This is a genomic window from Candidatus Finniella inopinata, assembly GCF_004210305.1.
Lineage (GTDB): Bacteria > Pseudomonadota > Alphaproteobacteria > Paracaedibacterales > CAIULA01 > Finniella > Finniella inopinata_A.
The window spans coordinates 142646-160786 of record NZ_SCFB01000006.1 but is presented as its reverse complement, the minus strand read 5'-3'; the positions used below and the strand labels follow the sequence as shown (position 1 = coordinate 160786).

Sequence of the window (18141 nt, the reverse complement as noted above, 5' to 3'; positions counted from 1 at the left end):
AAAGGGTCTCCTTTTTTAGATTATTTAAAGTATTTTTGGCCACGAATATATTCGTGAGAATCAGAGAGGCTATTGACTTCTGAGGACGAGGATAAAGACTGTTGATCCATCTTGTTCTTCAAAATAGATTCAACATTTTTGTAACTGTGGCCTCCTATCTCTAAAGCCCTTTTACAAGCCAGCTCTAAACGGTCTTCACCGTAACTCTTGCCGAGCCTTAAAATCCCAAGACACGTGCGAAACCCCTGTTGAGGATGGGCGCGTGAAGCCATGATGACTTCTATCAATTTTGCCGTTGCTTCCCCCGTTTTCTTGGCCCAAGAAACAATTCGTTCGGGTGTCCATTCCACCTGTGCTTGATGAGCTTTTGGCATGTGCAGAGTATTTGTCGTATATCCGTTGGCACCATAACTTCTGACATGGGTCGCGACACATTTATTCTGACAAAAAATTTCAACAATCGTCGGTCCATAGCGAACATAGAGAGATTCCTTTGCCAAGGCATAGGGAACACTGTAAAAATGCTTGTCTAACTCAATATGGTAGTTGAAGCCGGCTTTAACTTTTTTCCACTCGGCGTACTCATACCGAGTTGTTGGAAGGGATTTTAATGCCTGTTTCTCAAGGTCTTGAAAGTGGCTTAAACGGGATCCTGGCAGTTTTTGGAAAGGACGTCGGTTTAAGACATCCAAAAGTGGCTGAATAGCTTGGTTTAACTCGCTCAAGCTAAAAAAGGTACGGTTACGAAGCTTGGCCAGAATTTGTCTCTCGACTTGTTGGACTGCATTCTCAACTTTAGCTTTATCCTTCGGACTTCTTGACCTTGTTGGAATAATTGCGACGCCGTAATAAGAGGCCATATCTTGATAGGTTGGGTTGATATCAGGTTCGTAAAGATGCGCCTTATGGACCCCACTCTTTAAATTGTCTGGCACAACAATCTCTGGACAGCCACCATAATATTCAAACGCATTCACGTGAGACTTGATCCAGCCTGCAAGCGTTTGGGACCATGCGCCCTCCACGTAGGTAAAACTGGTCGCACCAAGCGCACCTACAAAAATCTGTGCTTCACCGACTTCCCCCGTCGACGTATCCGTTACAACGGACATCGTTTGACCGGCATAATCCACAAAAAGTCTCTCTCCTGCTTTGTGGGTCTGGTGCATCCAGACATCAAGTGTTGAATTACGCCATCCTCGGTAAACGTCGCAGAACTGGCTGTAGCTAATCCCTTGGGGGTACTTTTCTTTATACTCACTCCATAATAATTGTAACGTAACATGCTTGCACTTGAGTTCTTTATGAATATAAATGCAATCAATCTCTCCCCGTTGTTCTTTATTGATTTTTTGAGCAGGCGGATACAGCTTGATCTCCAACTCTTCGTCGCCTAGATTGTCGGGCACAGGCCAGCTTAAGTTAACTGCTTTTGCCCTCTTGACGCCTTCAACCGCCGTACTCGCGCTAATGCCAATGCTCTTGGCTATCTCCTGGTAACTACATCCACAGCTGTACCGTAAACGTAAGATTTCTCTGATCTTTCTCATTGATATGTGACTCCGTGACATGGGCTGTTCCTTTCATGTTTTGTTGAACAAAAAAAGGATACAGCGTTCATAAAACGCGTTTTATAACCAAAGGTCTCCTTGATACAGGAGGTCAAAGGCCATCGCTTCGTCTTGGAATCGTTATTCGATTTAAACCAGAATCACTGTTCGATTTGAACCGGAATTGCCGTTCGGATTAGACCAGAATCACCATTCGAATTGAGCCGGAATTGCCGTTCGGTTTAGACCGGAATCACTATTCGATTTTCGCCGGAATTGCCGTTCGGTTTAGACCGGAATCACTATTCGATTTTCGCCGGAATACGCAGATGAAGAAGACTTTTCCAAAATGGCCCTGCTGGTCAAGCACTGTAAGAAGTTTTTGACCCATTCTCATTTATTAACGGATTCTGTCTTGGCGTCTACCTGGGGTGAACTGGGCGAGATTTATATGTACCAAGCCAATTACGAGGAAGCAAAGAAAGCATTTGAAAAAAGCTTAGATCTTTATAAAAACGCCCCTTCGGAACAATCTTATTGGCTTGCCCGATCGTTAGAAGGCCTAGGCAATGTTTATAGCGAGTTGGGTACCAATGAAAAAGCGAAGCGCCCGCTTGAAGAAAGCTTAGAAATTTATAAGAAGAATTCTTATGAGAGCCACCCCTGGTTTGCCCGAGCCTCTGCATGGCTTGGATGCGTCTACAGAGAATTAAGCGACCATGAAAAGGCCAAGCAGCTTCTAGAAGAGAGCCTTGAGATTTACAAGAAGAACGGTTACGAAAACCACCCCTGGTACGCTCGAGCCATAGGAGATTTGGGGAGTGTTTATAGAGAGCTTGGAAATTATCAGAAAGCGAAACAGCTGCTAGAAGAGAGCCTTGAGATTTACAAGAAGAACGGTTACGAAAACCATCCTTGGTATGCGCGCGTTTCTGCGTGGCTTGGGTGTGTTTACAGGGACATGGGCGATTATGAAAAAGCAAAGCAATGCCTTGAAAAAAGTATGGAAATCTATCAAAAGGTTTCCCTTGAAGATCGCCCTTGGGCAGCGCGTACCTTGGCATGGTTAGGATGTGTTTATAGAGAATTAGGGGATTATGAAAAGGCGAAACAATCTTTAGAGAAAAGCCTTGAAATCTATAAGAAGAACGGTTACGAAAATCACCCTTGGCTAGCCCGTGCTTTAGGATGGCTTGAAGGTGTTTATAGAGAACAGGGCGATTATGAAAAAGCAAAGCATGCCATTGAAGAAAGCCTGGAAATTTACAGGAAGAATTCTTACGAAAATCACCCCTGGTTTGCTTGGACTGTGGGCAGGTTAGGTAATATTTATCGGGTCCTTGGATGTTATGAGGATGCAGAAAAATATCTTAAAGAAAGTGTTGAGATTTATCGGAAAAATTCCTTCGAGAACCATACCTGGTTTGCCTGGAGTTTAGAAAAACTTGGATGCGTCTACAGAGAGCAAGGCAACCACCAGGAAGCCAAAACCCTTATAGAGAAAAGTCTAGAAGTTTATAGAAAGAATTCTTACGAAAATCATCCTTGGTTTCTTGATAGTCAAGAGAACTTAGGGAATGTCTATAGAGATTTAGGCAATTATGAAAAAGCCAAAAGTTTGCTTGAGCAAAGTCAGGCGATGTATGAAAAAACCTATGGAAAAGGCCATCTGAATACCGCGCAAGTTATGATGGATTTGGGGCGGCTGCACATGTTAGAAGGCGGCCTGGAAACATCCAAAAGCTTCCTTCATTCAGCTTTAAAGATTTTTCAGGAAAACAAGCATCCCCAAAGCTTTGAATGTTTGGAAATGCTGGCCGATATAAATATGAAAGTTAATCCGCCATCTGACAGCTTGAGAAAAGAAGCAGTGACTTACTTAAACCAGGCTCTTGAAATTGCTAAAACTCATTTCCCAGAAACTTCCGCGCACGTCGCACATGTCCAGGCTAAATTGAACACGTATTCACCCTCGGCTGGAAATTGATTGGCAAAAGAGGTGCAGTCGATTCAAAGTCTCGTCTTTGCCCAAAATCGCGATTACCTCGAACAGACTGGGGGATATGGTGCGCCCTGTCAGGGCAACGCGTAAAGCCTGCGCCAGGTCGCCCAGTTTAATGCCCAATTCTTTAAATACCACGTGTGAAAAATTCATACATTAACGATTGTAAACCGAAATGTAGTAGCTATATTGTCAGTATTAGTTTTTTTTAAGGGATATAAAACAATGAAACAATTTTCCAGGTTGGCCTTAATTTTAAGCTTTATGAGTGTTGTGGTTCTTCCAAACGATTCAGCTGCAGCTGCTCAGATGGATCTTGACAAAGAACAAAGAAAGATTGGGAAGCTGATGACTACCTACTTTAGTACTGACACGTCAACTTCTCCCTTATCGGGCAGAGACTCTGGCAGTCAACTTGTCAAGTTAGTTGCAGGACACATGAAGGCAGGCAATGGGAAAATTCTGCACCGGCTGTTTTATAAGCCCGATGCCAATCAATGGTCAACTCTTTATCAAGAGGTTAAACCTAGCCAAGCATTCTCCGCCCTTAATTTGGTCAAATTTTTGGACAAAACAAAAACCGATCTTTTAAATGCGTATAGAGGCGTAAAAAGAATCGTTGATGGCGAAGCTTGTCTTCATGTTGCCACCCTGTTCGATAATGCGATGCAACAAATTTTTGAAGGATGTTGGGGTTTTTCTGATGCGCCAACACCGACTGACGATATTAAAGCTTTAAAGCAGATTTATGGTCGTCTTGTCAGCGGTTTATTGCCGACTATGGCTGGCGAACCTCAGAATCACTTAGGCCAATTAGAACAACAAAAAAATAAATCTGCGGATGCAAGAATACAAGGGCATTTCGCAGCTTTACAAGAATGTTTCATTGCCGTTCTGTTGTCAGCATCAAATGCTACATCAAATGCTAATGCTTCCCTTGCTGAAACCCTTTCACTGGTTCGTTATCAAGACCCGCTAGAAGGTATTCTTCATTGCTCAGAAAACGTCCGGATGGTTGCAGCCCATCTTTTAAACCCATCAAGCCGGTTGAGCTCCGCAGCGCGGAATTTGGAAAAAATTGAGAAAATAACCAAATATGGTTTTAGGATGCAGACGTTAACTGATGAGCAGATCACGAACCTTGAGCAGAAACTTCCAAAAGATGAAATTTACTCCTATTCTGAAAAGCTAGAAATTCTTTGTCATACCATTTCACTGCCAACTATAACGGAAAAGCTTTTCTTAGGGACATTAAGATCTTGTGAATTGATGATACTTAGGGCCACGAAAAAAAAACATATCAGTGCGATTATTAACTTTCTTTGGGATTGTGACTATGGGTTGAATCTTCCTGCGCATTACAGGTCCATAATAGCAAAGCTTAAAGAAAAGGCTGACGAAAAGTTACGCACTATCTCTTAGAAAAGGTGTTAGACGGGCTTAATCGCCCAGTCATTCAAATAACAGATGGGGGCGGCACAACCGCCCTTTTTTTGAAAGGGTTCCCTTAAGAACCCTCTTTCAAGCGTTCAAGAATTTCCCTTTTCCCTTCGAACATCAGATTGATTAGCAAAAAAGGCGCAGACGATTTAAAGTCTCGTCTTTGCCCAAAATCGAGATCACCTCGAACAGACTGGGGGATATGGTGCGCCCCGTCAGGGCAACGCGCAAAGCCTGCGCCAGGTCGCCCAGTTTAATGCCCAAATCCACTGCCGCCGCGCGAATGGTTTGCTCGATCGCCTCAGGGGTAAAATCCTCTAGGGTTTCGACTTTTTCCACAAGGGACTGAATATATCGGGCGTTTTCAGCCGTTTGAAAGGTCCCAGCCTTTTCATCAGACGGCTGCACCTTGAAATAAAACAGGCAACTGTCGGCCAATTCCAAAAGAGTTTTGGCGCGTTCCTTTAACCCCGGCATGCCACCAAGAAGGCGTTCTTCCGATAAGGCGTCTACCACATAGCCCTTTGCCTCCAACAAAGGTTTCAGCAAATCAACCAAGCGCTGATTATCGCTGGCCTTTAAGTAATGGGCGTTCAGATGGGTTAATTTGACCATGTCAAAGCGCGCGGGCGAGCGACCAATAGCGGATAGACTGAACCATCCTATCGCCTGTTCTGTGCTGATAATTTCTTCATCGCCATGACCCCACCCCAAACGCAGCAAATAGTTGCGCATGGCCTCGGGCAGGAAACCCATATCGCGATAATGTTCAGCCCCAAGCGCCCCATGGCGTTTCGACAACTTGGCTCCATCAGGCCCATGAATCAATGGAATATGGGCAAATTCCGGCACGGCCCAACCGCATGCCTGGTACAAATGCCATTGACGAAACGCGTTGGTTAAATGATCGTCACCCCGAATAATGTGGGTAATGCCCATGTCGTGATCATCAACCACCACCGACAGCATATATGTGGGCGTGCCATCCGCGCGTAACAAAACCATGTCATCCAGCTGACTGTTGTCCAACTTCACCGTCCCCTGAACGTGGTCGTGAATAACGGTTTCCCCTGTTAAGGGCGCCTTGAAACGAATAACAGGCGCAACACCAGCTGGTGCCTGGCTTGGGTCACGATCACGCCATCGTCCGTCATAGCGGGGCGGCAGACTTTTGGCCCTGGCTTCTTCGCGCATCAAGTCCAGCTCTTCCGGGCTGCAATAACAGTGATAGGCTTTACCCTCGGCCAACAATTGTCGGGCAACCTCAGCATGGCGGGGCGCCCTTTCAAACTGAAAAACCGGGTCTTCATCGCCGTTTAAACCTAACCAAGACAGGCTGTCAAAAATGGCCTCAACCGCCTCGGGTGTTGATCGGGAACGGTCCGTATCCTCGATACGTATTAAAAACTTTCCCTGATGATGGCGCGCAAACAACCAATTAAATAAAGCCGTGCGCACACCGCCAATATGCAGATAACCTGTGGGGGAAGGCGCAAAACGAACAACAACAGTCATGATGATTTCGACGTTAAATGATTAAGATCTTGATGATACCGGTTTACAAACGCCCTGTGTGAAAAATTTCTACATTAACCATTGTAAAATGGAATATGGGCACTATATTGTCAGTATTACTTTTTTCAAAGGGATGAAAAACAATGAAACGATTTTCTAAATTAGCCTTGTTTTTAGGTTTTATCAGTGTGGTCGGTCTTCACAATCATTCGGTGTGGGCCTCTTCGTCGTCCTCCTCCTCGTCGTCGTCTTCTTCTTGGAAAGCAGATGCGCAGATCGATTTTGAAGCAGGACCGGAACAGATCGGTCAGTTGATGAGGGCTTACTTTAAAGATGACCGCGTACCTTCGCCCTTACCGGGCACAGACGCTGGCAGCCAGCTTGTCAATACAGTTGCAGGATACATGAGGGCAGGCGATGGAGAAACTTTGCAGCGTCTGTTTTATAAGCCTGATGCCAACGCTTGGTCGGCACTTTATAAAGAAGTTACGCGTGGACAAGAATTTTCCGCCCTTAATTTAGTCACATTTTTGGACCAAACAAAAACCAATCTATTTAGAGCGTATAGAGGCGTAAATAGGATCGTTGATGGCGAACCCTACCTTTATGTTGCCACCCTGTTCGATAACGCAATGCAACAAATTTTCACCGGATTCTGGGGCTTTTCTGATGCACAAACACCTGACAATGTTATCAACCAATTGAAAGGAGTTTATGGTCGCGTTGTTTGCAATTTACTACCAGGGATGGATGGAAAAGGATTTGAGGAACACATTAAACAGTTATCAGAACATGAAAAGGAATCTACAGATGTAAGGATACAAAGACATTTCACAGCCTTACTGGAGTGTTCCATGGCTACTCTTTATGGCGGGATGTCGTCACAAAAAGGCGAAGAGCTGGGTAATGTTTCCTCCTTTATACAAAAGACAAACGAAAATCTTGGAATCTCCTTTTCTGAAACTTCCTTTAATGAAACCCTTAAACTGGTTCCCTATCAAAACCCGTTGGAAGGTATTAAATATTCCGAAAAAAACGTCAGCGCAGTTATGGGCCACCTTTTGAAGCCATCAGATGATTTGCAATTGGTAAAAGAGAATTTGGAGAAAATTGCAAAAACACGCACATATGGCTCCAAATATGGTTTTGGGATGCAGACGTTGACTGCCGAACAAATCGCAAACATTGAAACTGAACTTGCACAAGATTACGGATGTCCACAGCATCAAAAGTTAGAGGTTCTTCGTCATGCCTTTTCATTGCAAGGTATGACGGCCAAGAACATGCATAATGTTGCTTTGGCGCTTATTCCTGATTTAGATCCGATTGGCCTCAAATGGTATACTGGTAGAGCTTCGTCAGAATTCCTTGATTATGGCACTGATGTGGAGGCGTATATTGAAGAGTTTTTGAAAAATTTTGATGTTCCAATGGACCAGAAAAAGCTTTGTTTTAGACCTGACGAACAAAAGCTTCTTCTGAAAATTTACGGCCGCTGTCTACAACAAAACTCCTGGACACAGGTTCAGCAGTGGAAACAATTATTAACGCAACAATCAATTTTTGAGCCTGCTGAGTTTTTTCCGATGATATTGGAATCTTGTGAATCAGCTATAGGTAAGGCTCGGTCAAAAAGTGATGTGAGCCAAATTATTGATTTCCTTAAGAATGATGGCAATCAACTAAAACTTAACGATGCTTGTCAGGCAGGATTCGCAAAACTTAAAGAAATGGCTGAGGAAAAGTTAAAAGAGCTGCCAGATGAATTCGGATCTGGCTACCCTAGCAACAACTTGGGCTTGGGTGACTATGATGCTAGCAACTTCTCTTCTTCCTCGAACGCTAACCACGACTCCTCTACAGGCGGATACGATCCATTCTCTTAATTTCTCGTCTAACGAAAACAATAACATAGGGGCGGCGCGACCGCCCCTTCTTTTTTGAAAAGGGCTCCCTCAAGCCCCCTCTTTCACCCGTTCAAAAATTTCACTTTTCCCTTCGAACATCAAGTTAATGGCCGACAAAAGGGCCTTTTGACCCTGCACCCCAAACTCAATATAACCCTGGTCATATTCAGAATAAATGGGCGTCAGGTCGTTCCCTTTGAATTCAAATTCATCCCCATTCCAATGGGTTAAAGAGACACGGCGATCTTTATAAACCAACGTTAATCCCTGTTTGTCTTGCTGAATCTCAAACGATCCATACAAGGGGTTTTTATACTGCCCCACATAAACTTTTAAATCATGGTGAGGGCGGGGGTTTTGCAAACGATAATCATTTTTATACTGTTTGTTTTTTGTGCGAATCTCTTGCATCTTTTGCAGATTTTCTTTGCTCCAGTCTTTTTCACCAAGGTTTAAATAAAGATCCAAAAACTTATTCCGCAATGCCTCTGGCAACATGCTAACCCGCATGGAACCAAAGTTTGAGATGATCACAATGCCCAATTTTTGGTTCGGAACCAGTGTCATCAGGCTTCTGACGCCGCCAAAGCCGCCCATGTGACTAAGAAACGGAACCTTCTCAGTCCCTTCCCCGCCATAGTTGCCCAAAAACCAACCCATGCCGTAATGAATCTGGCTCATCCTTACAGCTGGAAACTGCATGTCGTCGGGGCGCAAGTTTGTGGCCTGAACATGGGATGTGCGCATTTGGGTGATTTGGGCTTTTGATACCAGGGCTTTGCCGTTGATCTGGCCATCATTTAATTGGAAAATCATCCACAAACCCAAATCATGGGCACAGGTGTTAACGCCTGTGCTGCCCATAAACGTGTACATTTGGGGCGAGGTGGCTGTGGCAGTTGTCTTGGTGCCAATCACGTGATGGGGCAAGGCGACATTAAGTTTCGGTTTCTTTTGAAACCACCCTTTGATGGCACCCCACAGCCCTTTTTTGGGTTGTTCGATGGGACCGACGTTGGAATAGGTTAAGGCAAGTGGATTGAATAAACGGGCCTGAAAGAGGCTGGCGATGGATTGACCCGTGACCTTCTCAACAAGGTCGCTGGCGATGCCGAACAAATGGTTTTGATAAGCGTAATCGTGACGGAACCCTTTTTCAAAAGGCAATTGGGCAAGGAAATCACGAATTTCTGTGGCATTATAGCCTAAATTCCAAACGCTATCTGCTGAAAAACCCTTCAGGCCGCTGCGATGGGACAAAAGATCACGAACCGTGAATTGATTGGTAATGTCGGGATCGCTTAAGCGAAAGTCGGGCAGATACTTTTTGACGGGTGCATCCCAGTCCAAAACCCCTTCATCCACCAGCTGAGCAATAAGGGTTACCAAAAAGTTTTTACTGAGCGATGCGATAGGCATAACAGTATAGGCATCAACGGGTTCTGGTTGGTCAACCTCTCTAACCCCAAAGCCTTTTTCATAGATAATCTGCCCGTCTTTGACGATGGCAATAGAAACTCCCGGAGCCTGCCACTCAGATAATGACTTTTGAACATAGGCCTCAAAAGTTGGCAAAATATTCGTTAGTTGATCACTGAAACAAGATTGAACACTAAAAAACAGACTTAAAAGAACGAAAATAAAACGCATAATACCCGGGAATTAATAAAACTTTAACCTTATTAAAGTATATATAAAAGTAAGCGAAAGACAATATCGTTATCTCGTCGCCTTTCGAAATTGGGCGGATGATAAGATAGAAACGACTGTTTTCTGACAAGGAGAATCGACCATGAATTCGTTAAAAGGTACTATTTTAGGGTGCATAACCTTTCTTATCACCGTTGGCATTGTCATAATGTATTTTAGCCAACAGGATCGTTATGCGCTGTTTTCACAAGACAAGGGTGTTTTTGTGTTTGATCGCAAAACGGCGGTTTTGAATTATTGCGATTCTCAGGCTTGTCAAATGATTCGCCCCAATATTCCAGGTCAAGAGAGTGAGTATGTGATGGCCGGGCTTTCAGGCATGCCAGCCCAAAACGCTGTTGTGAATGGGTCTTTTCCTATTTCAGGACCTGTTATGTTTCCGCAGCAACCCGGTATGATGCGGTCATGTCCAACCAATCAGCCAATGATGAATCAGCCCATTCCCGGACAACAGCAGCCGATGGCGCCTGGTCAGCCAATGGGGCAACCTATGACAATGATGCAGCCTATGCAAGCACCAGCCGCTCCAACAACTCAGGCTACCACCCCGGCTGGTAATGCTGCCGTCCCTGCCCCTTCTAAACCTGATAAAAAACAGAAGGCATCCAAGAAAAAAGCCGCCACGAAGGCAGATGACTCAGAAAAAGACGATTCAGCTGATGATAGCTCTTCCGATGGAGATAATTCGGACGATTCCTCAAGCAGCGACGATAGCAACACAGATGATTCCTCAAGCGGTGAGGATTCTAACTCCGATGATTCCAGTGACAGCAGCAGTGACGATTCATCATCCGATAGTGATTCTTCTTCTGAAGACGACTCTTCCGATAACGGTTAAAAGTTACAGTTATCGGATGTCTACCCTAGCCAGCGTCTTGCGTCATCCGTTTCATTAAGTCTTGATCAATCGAAACCTTAAAATGAGTACGGAAGTTTTGCATCAAAAGGGCCATAATATCCTTTTCAACCATATCTTTTAAAAGGCCGCCAAACTTCTTACGTTTTTCTTGGTCAACTTTAAAGGGTTCAACGCGCTGCAACATCACAACTGCAAGCCCCCTGTTATCTGCCAGGAATCCATAAGTCGCTTGATTCACAGGCAACTGCAAAGCTTTTGCCAATAAATCAGGGCTTAGATTCTTTTGAAGATCATTCAGTTTATCTTTTTTTTCTGAAGAAAAGTCAGCGCGACTTAAGGTTTGGTTGGTTATGATTGAGAGGCCATGTTGGCTGGCTAGACGTGCTAAATCAGACAAACTTTTGACTTGTTGAGTCATCGACTGCGCCAATTTGGCCGCTGCCTCGTTTTTTTTCTCAAGCAGCAAATCTTTTTCAACATAATGCTTGACGGCCTCGAACTCTGGGGCATAGGGGGCGTCAATTTTATTAACCTGCACCACAAAGAAATAATCTTGGTTGGCCTCTACCACAGGGCTTTGAGCCCCTTCCGCAAGGCTAAAGGTCTGCTCAACAATTTGTTTGATAACTGGCACAGGCAAACTCGCCAAAACAGGCTTACCGTCTTTGCTTAATCCCTTTTGGTTAAACGTCGGAACGGCCTCTATGGGCAGTTGGTTGGCCTTGGCCACATCCTCTAATTTCTCACCGCCGGCCAGACTGTCTTCTATTTTATTTCTAAGGTCGGTTAGGGAATCCCCAAACTTTTGAAGACGCAGATTTTCTTGAATCTGGGCTTTAACCTCGCTTAAAGGTTGCAGGGTTTCGGGTATAATTTTTGTGACCAGGTAAATTGTGTAACCAAAGCCTGTGTCAACCATTTCTGACGCCTTGTTTGGCTCTAGACTATAGACAACATCTGCTGCGATTTCAGGAAGATTTGCCTTTTCAACAACGCCTAAATCCTCAACCCTTCCGCCCTTAACTGCCTTAGCCACCAATTCCAATGGCTGCCCTTTACTAATGAGCTTGGCAGCTTCTACGACCTGGTCTTGGGTCACATAGGTAAGGCTTTTAACGGATCGTTGTTCTGGCTTTGTAAACTGAGCCGCCTGTGCTTCGTACTCTTGCTTTATCTCGTCTTCACTGACGGGAATTTGAGCCAGCAAGCTTTTGGTTTTGACTAATACAAGCGTTACAGAACGAAACTCAGGAACCGCATACTGATCTTGGTGTTGGGTAAAGTGAAGCTTGAAGTCTTCCATTGTAGGATTGTTTGTCAACTTCATCTTTTCAAACGGAACCATGACAAATGTGAAAACTTTATTCTCGCTTAAAGATTTGAACAATAGGTCTTGATAAAAAGTCGGCAACATCATGCCAACGGTTAAAGGGGCAACCAGCTGTTGGCTTAAAAGAGATTGTTTAATATCTTTCAGGAAAGCCTGTTCACTAAGGCCGTTATTACGCAAAAGCTCGTCAAAAAGCTGCCGATTGAAGGTGCCATTTTGCTGAAAAGTGGGGATAGAATGAATCTGATTCCGGACCAAACTGTCCGAGACCGTTAATTTTGATCTTTCCAATTCTTGCTCTAAAACGCTTTGGTTGATCAGCTGATCCAAAACCTGTTGATAAACTCCCAACTGTTGCAGCTGAGCAGGCGCGACGCGTTCTTTAATGATTTGTTGAATTCTGCTGATTTCTTGTTGCAACGCTGTTGCATACCGATCATAGGAAATTGATTGGTTTCCAACCTTGGCTATGGGTCGATTTTGGCCATAGCCTCTGATGATATCGCCAATTCCCCATATGACGAAGCTGGCGATAATTGCGCCAAATAAAACTTTGATAAACCATTTGCCGGACTGTTCACGAAAAGATTGCAGCATATTCTTTAAAATTTTTTATAAACGATAATTTCACTTTAAACAAAATACCTTGCGCCCACAACTGCTGAAGTTACGTTGGACAAATTCAAACCTTTTTCTGATGCGCGTTGGCCGTTGGACGCATCTTTTATGAAAAGCTTTTATGGTCGCCACAGGCCCTGATGCTCTCGGGCTAACTTAGATATTACGACACTTGTAGAACCCAAAAACCACGCCCTTGAAACCTGGTCGAGTTATCTGCATACCACGACATAATTAGAACAAGAAGGCTTGTAATTGCTGGGCATAATCTCGCACTTTTTTTGATTACTCAGCACAGCTTGCTTAACTGCCTTTTGCGCACCCTCAATTCCCTGACCTTTTTTACCAATTCCCTAAATAATAGAATTGCAAAACATTTCACCCAATCATTAGCACTAGCCATACCTGCTTTTGTTGCAACTATAGCTTCTTTAAAACCCTGATTTTTTGCAACAAGTCCTACCAATAATTTGAAAGCGCTCTCGATAACAGTATCGTCTTGATTATTTATTTTTATTGCTTCATCTATTAATTCAACTGCTTTTATGACATACCTTTTTCAGCGAGCGCTTCCAATAATTTGTTAGCGTTGTCCATAAGAGGATAGTCTTGATTATTTATTACTTCCTTTGCTTCTTTTGCTGCTGGAATAAATTGATCTTTTGTGATGCTTTTGCCGCTTCTAACAAGCCCCTCCAATAAGTGGCATGCTTTATTTTTAACGTCATAGTTATAACCCTGCTTGATTCCTGTAGCTAATATTTGTACTGCTATATTAAATTGATTATTTCGAATAAACACATCAGTCAAATTGAAAGCAAAATTTGAAGCATTGATCTGTGACATTTCCATTGCCACAGTCGCTGCTTGTGTTGCTGCATCAAATAGGCCATTGCTAATAAGCGCCTCAAATAAGCTGTAAGCAGCATCTCTTTCGGCATCATAACTCTCTATTCCTTTTATCGCTGTTTTTTTGACTCTTTCAAACAGATCTTTATCGTTATTTTGTGGGTCAATTTGATGGTTTTCAATAAGCGCCTTAAATAAGGTCAAAGCTTTTGCACGGATTATACTATCTTTACTAACTATTATTTCCATTACTACTTTTTTTGCTTCTGTAGATCGTTTTTTTGCAATAAGCATATCAAATAATTTTAAAGCGTTTTCCCGGTTCAATGCCTCGGTTATACTTGCGGCTGCTAATGCTTCGGCTTGCTTATCAAGCCGATCACTAATTTCAACTAAAAGACGACACCAAATTAGATAAGCTTCCTTTTCTTCAGCGTTACCCTTCATAGCGTTTTCTATATGAGATTGCACCTGATTAGCGTACTTGCCTAAAATCATTGCACTAATTTTTCGAGCTTGACTGAGCAATTTCACTGGATAAATTTGTGATTTATCCATACTATTTTGATATGCAGTATTGGCAATTGGTTTAAATAAATCAAAATTTGGATCTTGTGCCAGTATTTGTTTAATGCCATCTAAATCATCGGCTTTCAAAAATTGACCATACATCGATGCAGCCGTTCTTGTTTCATATACTTTCCCTGTTCCTTTGAACATAAAATTTACGTACGCTTTTTGTATAGGAGGGATTTGCGACGATGATGAATGTGCTAAGGATGGAGCTGATGATGAGCTTTCTAAGGTAGAAGACGGCAATTTGTTATGCTCACTTAACCATTGCATAATATCATCCTTAATCATTGCGCGTAGTGCTTTTAAATAACCTTCTTTTGGAGGAACCTTAAAATAACGTACAATTTTGACCTTATCAGGATTTTTCATAATTTCTGGCTTTAGGAAAATTCGGGCTTGCAATGTATCGAGAGTAATTGTTGATGGCAAACGCTGTGCCGCATTAATATTATTCCGCAATTCTGTTAAGAAAGTTCTAGGACTTAATTTTTCTTTTTGTTCCGCAAAGCTTGGATAAAGCCCCTTGCCCATAGTAGCCGCTAAATAGACTACATCATCCACAATTTCTGGATTGATAAAAATTTGTAAGAGTTGACCTTGCGTATTGTTTCCAAAATATGTTTCAAACAAATCAAAATACTTTTTTGTATCCATAATGCCAAATTGGATAAGAACATGGAGTAAAAGTTCTTGATATTTTGGAGGACTGAGTGATGTATTTTCATGCACTAAATTGAAAGTTGATGAGCTCCCTTCATTAGGGTTACCAAAAAGATAAATATTGGTTGAAAGTCCACTTTCTGCATAGTTAGCATCATAGTTATTTAGTGATTGGAAATCTTTTTGTTGTTTTTGCAATTGATCTGCTATAAATGCCTCAACGTTTGGCACCCCCTTGAAAAAGGTATTAAATGCACGTAGATAAGAGATACTAGAATTTGTGTCACTACTAGTATCATCAACTTTTAAAATCTTCCTAAGTTCTGTAATCATATCGTAAATAAATGCCATTTTGTCTTCCATAGTATGGTAAAAGACGAACCAGTTCTTCATTTTCCTTTCTTGTGCCATAGCCTCTAAAAGCATGCATTTGTAACTTGTTGTACCCGGTGCACATGTGCCTGAGGCAGCGTTAAATTCTTCACAGTAGCCTTTTGATAAAGGGCTTACATCTTTTAAGAATAAATAAATATTTTGCTGGTCATTTCCTGGGGTATAAATTTGTTTCGCCTTCTCTAAACTCCATCTTAGATGCATATCGGTGGCTGTTTCAGTTCTGCTTAGACCCACTGCCGAGGTTGACGATCCTGCCTCAGCGCCTTGGGCTTCCTCTTCCTTCGAAGATGCTGAACTGCTTGAAGCGTTTGCTGAAGTCGTCGACAATCCTGTCCGCTTTAGGGTTTTTTGTATCTTCTCTCCCTTTTGCTTCACCTGCGTCATTAAAGCTAGATGTTTATTCATAAGATAATACAGTCTTTCCTCTTCCTCTGCCCTTGGGTCAAAAAATGGTGGATAAGGATACGAATAGGGGTGCCTTGGGTCTTTTTCCTTCGAAGATGCTGAACTGCTTGAAGCGTTTGCTGAAGTCGACGATCCTGCTGCACTGCCTTGGGCTTTCTCTATAACTTTGGACCCAATACTCCCTTGGGTATGGGTGGGGCCAACCTTACCGTTCCCTGCCAAAGCCTCCAACCAGGCAACAACCGGTACTTGGCGCAACATATCCATTAACGGATGATGAATGGCAATCTTCTTACCCTTTTCATCCGTTAAAAAATACTGATTTTTGTTGCCTACTTGGTTTGGTGTACTCTGAACACTTTTCACAAGCGCTAGTAACTCGGCCACATCAACCCAGGTAAAATCATCGTATTCTCGGCTCTGTCTAGCTGTTTGCTTATCAAGCGTTTTTTTGAATATCGCCGGATCTATGTAATCCCGACCCTCCAGCAAATACATACGATGCAAGGCGTCGGGCTGATCCCCGCCTTTAATCAAATCATGGAAGGGGGCCTTCACAAGGTCATCCGTCAAAACGTGATAGAGTCCCATGGATTCTTCCCTGACCTCACGCACAGCAGCCTTTAAAAGGGTCTTATCTTTGTCTTCCGCTTCCCCCCCCAAATTCCCCCACCATGCATGATTAGCGTCTTTGCCTAACAATACTTTATTCTTCTCGCCATCCTTTACAACAATCAAAATACTTGCCGATGACTTCTTATTGGGGATAACAACTGCAAAAGGATGCGCTTGTTCATATTGAGCTACTGGTTGCACCTGATCGTAATAATATTTCTTTAAAGATTCTAAACGAGTTATCAAATCCGATTTTAAATTGACGTAGTCTTTAATATTCAGCCATGCATTATATTGATCTGCAGTTGCAAGAATTTTATCTTGTAAGGCTACAAGCTTTATAATTTGTTTTAAAATTTGTGTTTCAGTTAATTGGCCATAAAACTTTTGCCCATATATGCTTACTTCCAAGCTTGACTTATATGGAGATTGTTTCCCTCTTAAAGTATATAAATCGTTTACCGCTGTACTAAAATCATAACCTGATCTCGCTTTTAGCTCACCCAGTGCTCGGTAGCGTAAGGCCCCCCCATTATCCATACGATAAATTTTGCTATTACTGACCCAAAAATTCTTACCACTAACTACCAAATCCCAATTTGCCATAAAAACATCAACGATAAATCCTTTAGCAACATCTGCGATTTGATCATCTGAGATTTGATTAAATCCTAACTCAACGCCTGGTAAAAATTCAGTGATGCGACTAAGACTGCCCTGATCACGGCGAATTTGAAATTTTGGTGCCTGAACACCAAAACTCGGCTCTTTTTCCCCAATCGCTTGATAAATCGCATCTGCGAGCACTTCTTCTTTAAACTGATCAACCCTATCTTTTGCTACTACTTTTAAAACAAACTTTGGCTTATCCCCTTCTTTTAGGATAAAGGTAGACCGTGTACCACCGGCTTCGGTATGCTGCTTTGTAAACCGCTCAAGATTTTCTGGGAAACCATAAACGTTGGGCGGAAAAACGCCATTACCAAAATAAAAAAGATAGCACGGAGTACCTGTCTTACATACATTATCATTGATATATTTTAGATGATCATTGTGATAATCAATATAGATGAGAGTGGTAACACCATTTAATATGGGCGTTTGGTTTGAATCCTTTAGCCATTCTCCCTTCTCTTTACCATCGGTCATATAAAGCGATATGTTTTTCATATTCTGAATGCCAACTTTACTTAACTCTTTAACAGTTGTGCCGCGTTCATTTTCATTTCTTGAAGTTAAAAACGCCACCTGATAACCAGACGATAACCACCTGTAAATATATTGAATGGCTTTTTCGTCAACAAGAGAGGCACTTGTTTGTTGCTGACTAAATTTTTTTTCAGTAGCACTGCCAGCCGCAGCGCCAACAGCTTCTCCTACTAACAATACTGGCTTTGTTGCATTGCTTTCTTTGTCTCCGTCTAAGAATATATCATCAATATCAATCAAAATTTGAATTCTTGAGCCTTGTTTTGCTGGATCAGCCTGAGCTTGTGGCAACTTCATTAATTGCGACTGTATCTCTTGAAAGCTGGAAACTTTAATTGGTGCACTAGCTTGTGCACCAGAAAACAATACATTAAATAAAAAAATTATAAATAAAAAACCAAGCATATACAAAACCCCTAACCCTTGATAATAAGAGTATGATTTATTATGGTTAATTTTTTGCTAAGGGTTGTATAAAAAAGACACACGGCCTACTAAGC

General features: G+C 42.6%; 9 protein-coding genes and 1 pseudogene. 4 read left to right on the top strand and 6 right to left on the bottom strand.

Going from position 1 to position 18141, the window contains the following annotated elements:
* Positions 1–20 precede the first annotated feature (20 nt).
* Entirely contained in the window at positions 21–1550 is a 1530-nt protein-coding gene (gene istA, locus EQU50_RS05690; RefSeq protein WP_420886601.1) for an IS21 family transposase, read from the bottom strand.
* 349 nt (positions 1551–1899) lie between these two features.
* On the opposite strand from istA, the gene EQU50_RS05685 reads away from it, so the two are divergent.
* Positions 1900–3537, top strand: a complete 1638-nt coding sequence (locus EQU50_RS05685) for a tetratricopeptide repeat protein (protein ID WP_130154172.1) — start codon at positions 1900–1902, stop codon at positions 3535–3537.
* On the opposite strand, the pseudogene EQU50_RS05680 reads toward EQU50_RS05685, so the two are convergent.
* Positions 3517–3681, bottom strand: a pseudogene (locus EQU50_RS05680) (hypothetical protein); the annotation flags it as partial. The gene EQU50_RS05685 and the pseudogene EQU50_RS05680 sit on opposite strands and share 21 nt — an antisense overlap.
* Positions 3682–3777: 96 nt before the next feature.
* On the opposite strand from EQU50_RS05680, the gene EQU50_RS05675 reads away from it, so the two are divergent.
* The gene (locus tag EQU50_RS05675) at positions 3778–4974 is read left to right on the top strand and encodes a hypothetical protein (RefSeq protein WP_130154170.1); all 1197 of its coding nucleotides are present in this window, start codon (positions 3778–3780) and stop codon (positions 4972–4974) included.
* Positions 4975–5118: 144 nt separating this feature from the next.
* Here EQU50_RS05675 and gltX read toward each other — a convergent pair whose 3' ends face one another.
* Positions 5119–6507 carry a glutamate--tRNA ligase gene (gene gltX / locus EQU50_RS05670; RefSeq protein WP_130154169.1) on the bottom strand — a complete coding sequence of 463 codons (1389 nt, stop codon included), beginning with the start codon at positions 6505–6507 and terminating at the stop codon, positions 5119–5121.
* A gap of 143 nt (positions 6508–6650) precedes the next feature.
* Here gltX and EQU50_RS05665 point away from each other — a divergent pair, with 143 nt between their 5' ends.
* Positions 6651–8393, top strand: a complete 1743-nt coding sequence (locus EQU50_RS05665; RefSeq protein WP_130154168.1) for a hypothetical protein — start codon at positions 6651–6653, stop codon at positions 8391–8393.
* A gap of 69 nt (positions 8394–8462) precedes the next feature.
* On the opposite strand, the gene EQU50_RS05660 is transcribed toward EQU50_RS05665, so the two are convergent.
* Positions 8463–10064, bottom strand: a complete 1602-nt coding sequence (locus tag EQU50_RS05660) for a serine hydrolase (protein WP_130154167.1) — start codon at positions 10062–10064, stop codon at positions 8463–8465.
* A 142-nt stretch (positions 10065–10206) separates the two neighbouring features.
* Between EQU50_RS05660 and EQU50_RS05655 the strand changes: the two genes are divergently transcribed.
* Entirely contained in the window at positions 10207–10962 is a 756-nt protein-coding gene (locus EQU50_RS05655) for a hypothetical protein (RefSeq protein ID WP_130154166.1), read from the top strand.
* A 25-nt stretch (positions 10963–10987) separates the two neighbouring features.
* On the opposite strand, the gene EQU50_RS05650 is transcribed toward EQU50_RS05655, so the two are convergent.
* Entirely contained in the window at positions 10988–12910 is a 1923-nt protein-coding gene (locus tag EQU50_RS05650; protein WP_130154165.1) for a peptidylprolyl isomerase, read from the bottom strand.
* 564 nt (positions 12911–13474) lie between these two features.
* Positions 13475–18046 carry an NUDIX domain-containing protein gene (locus EQU50_RS05645; RefSeq protein WP_130154164.1) on the bottom strand — a complete coding sequence of 1524 codons (4572 nt, stop codon included), beginning with the start codon at positions 18044–18046 and terminating at the stop codon, positions 13475–13477.
* Positions 18047–18141: the final 95 nt, after the last annotated feature.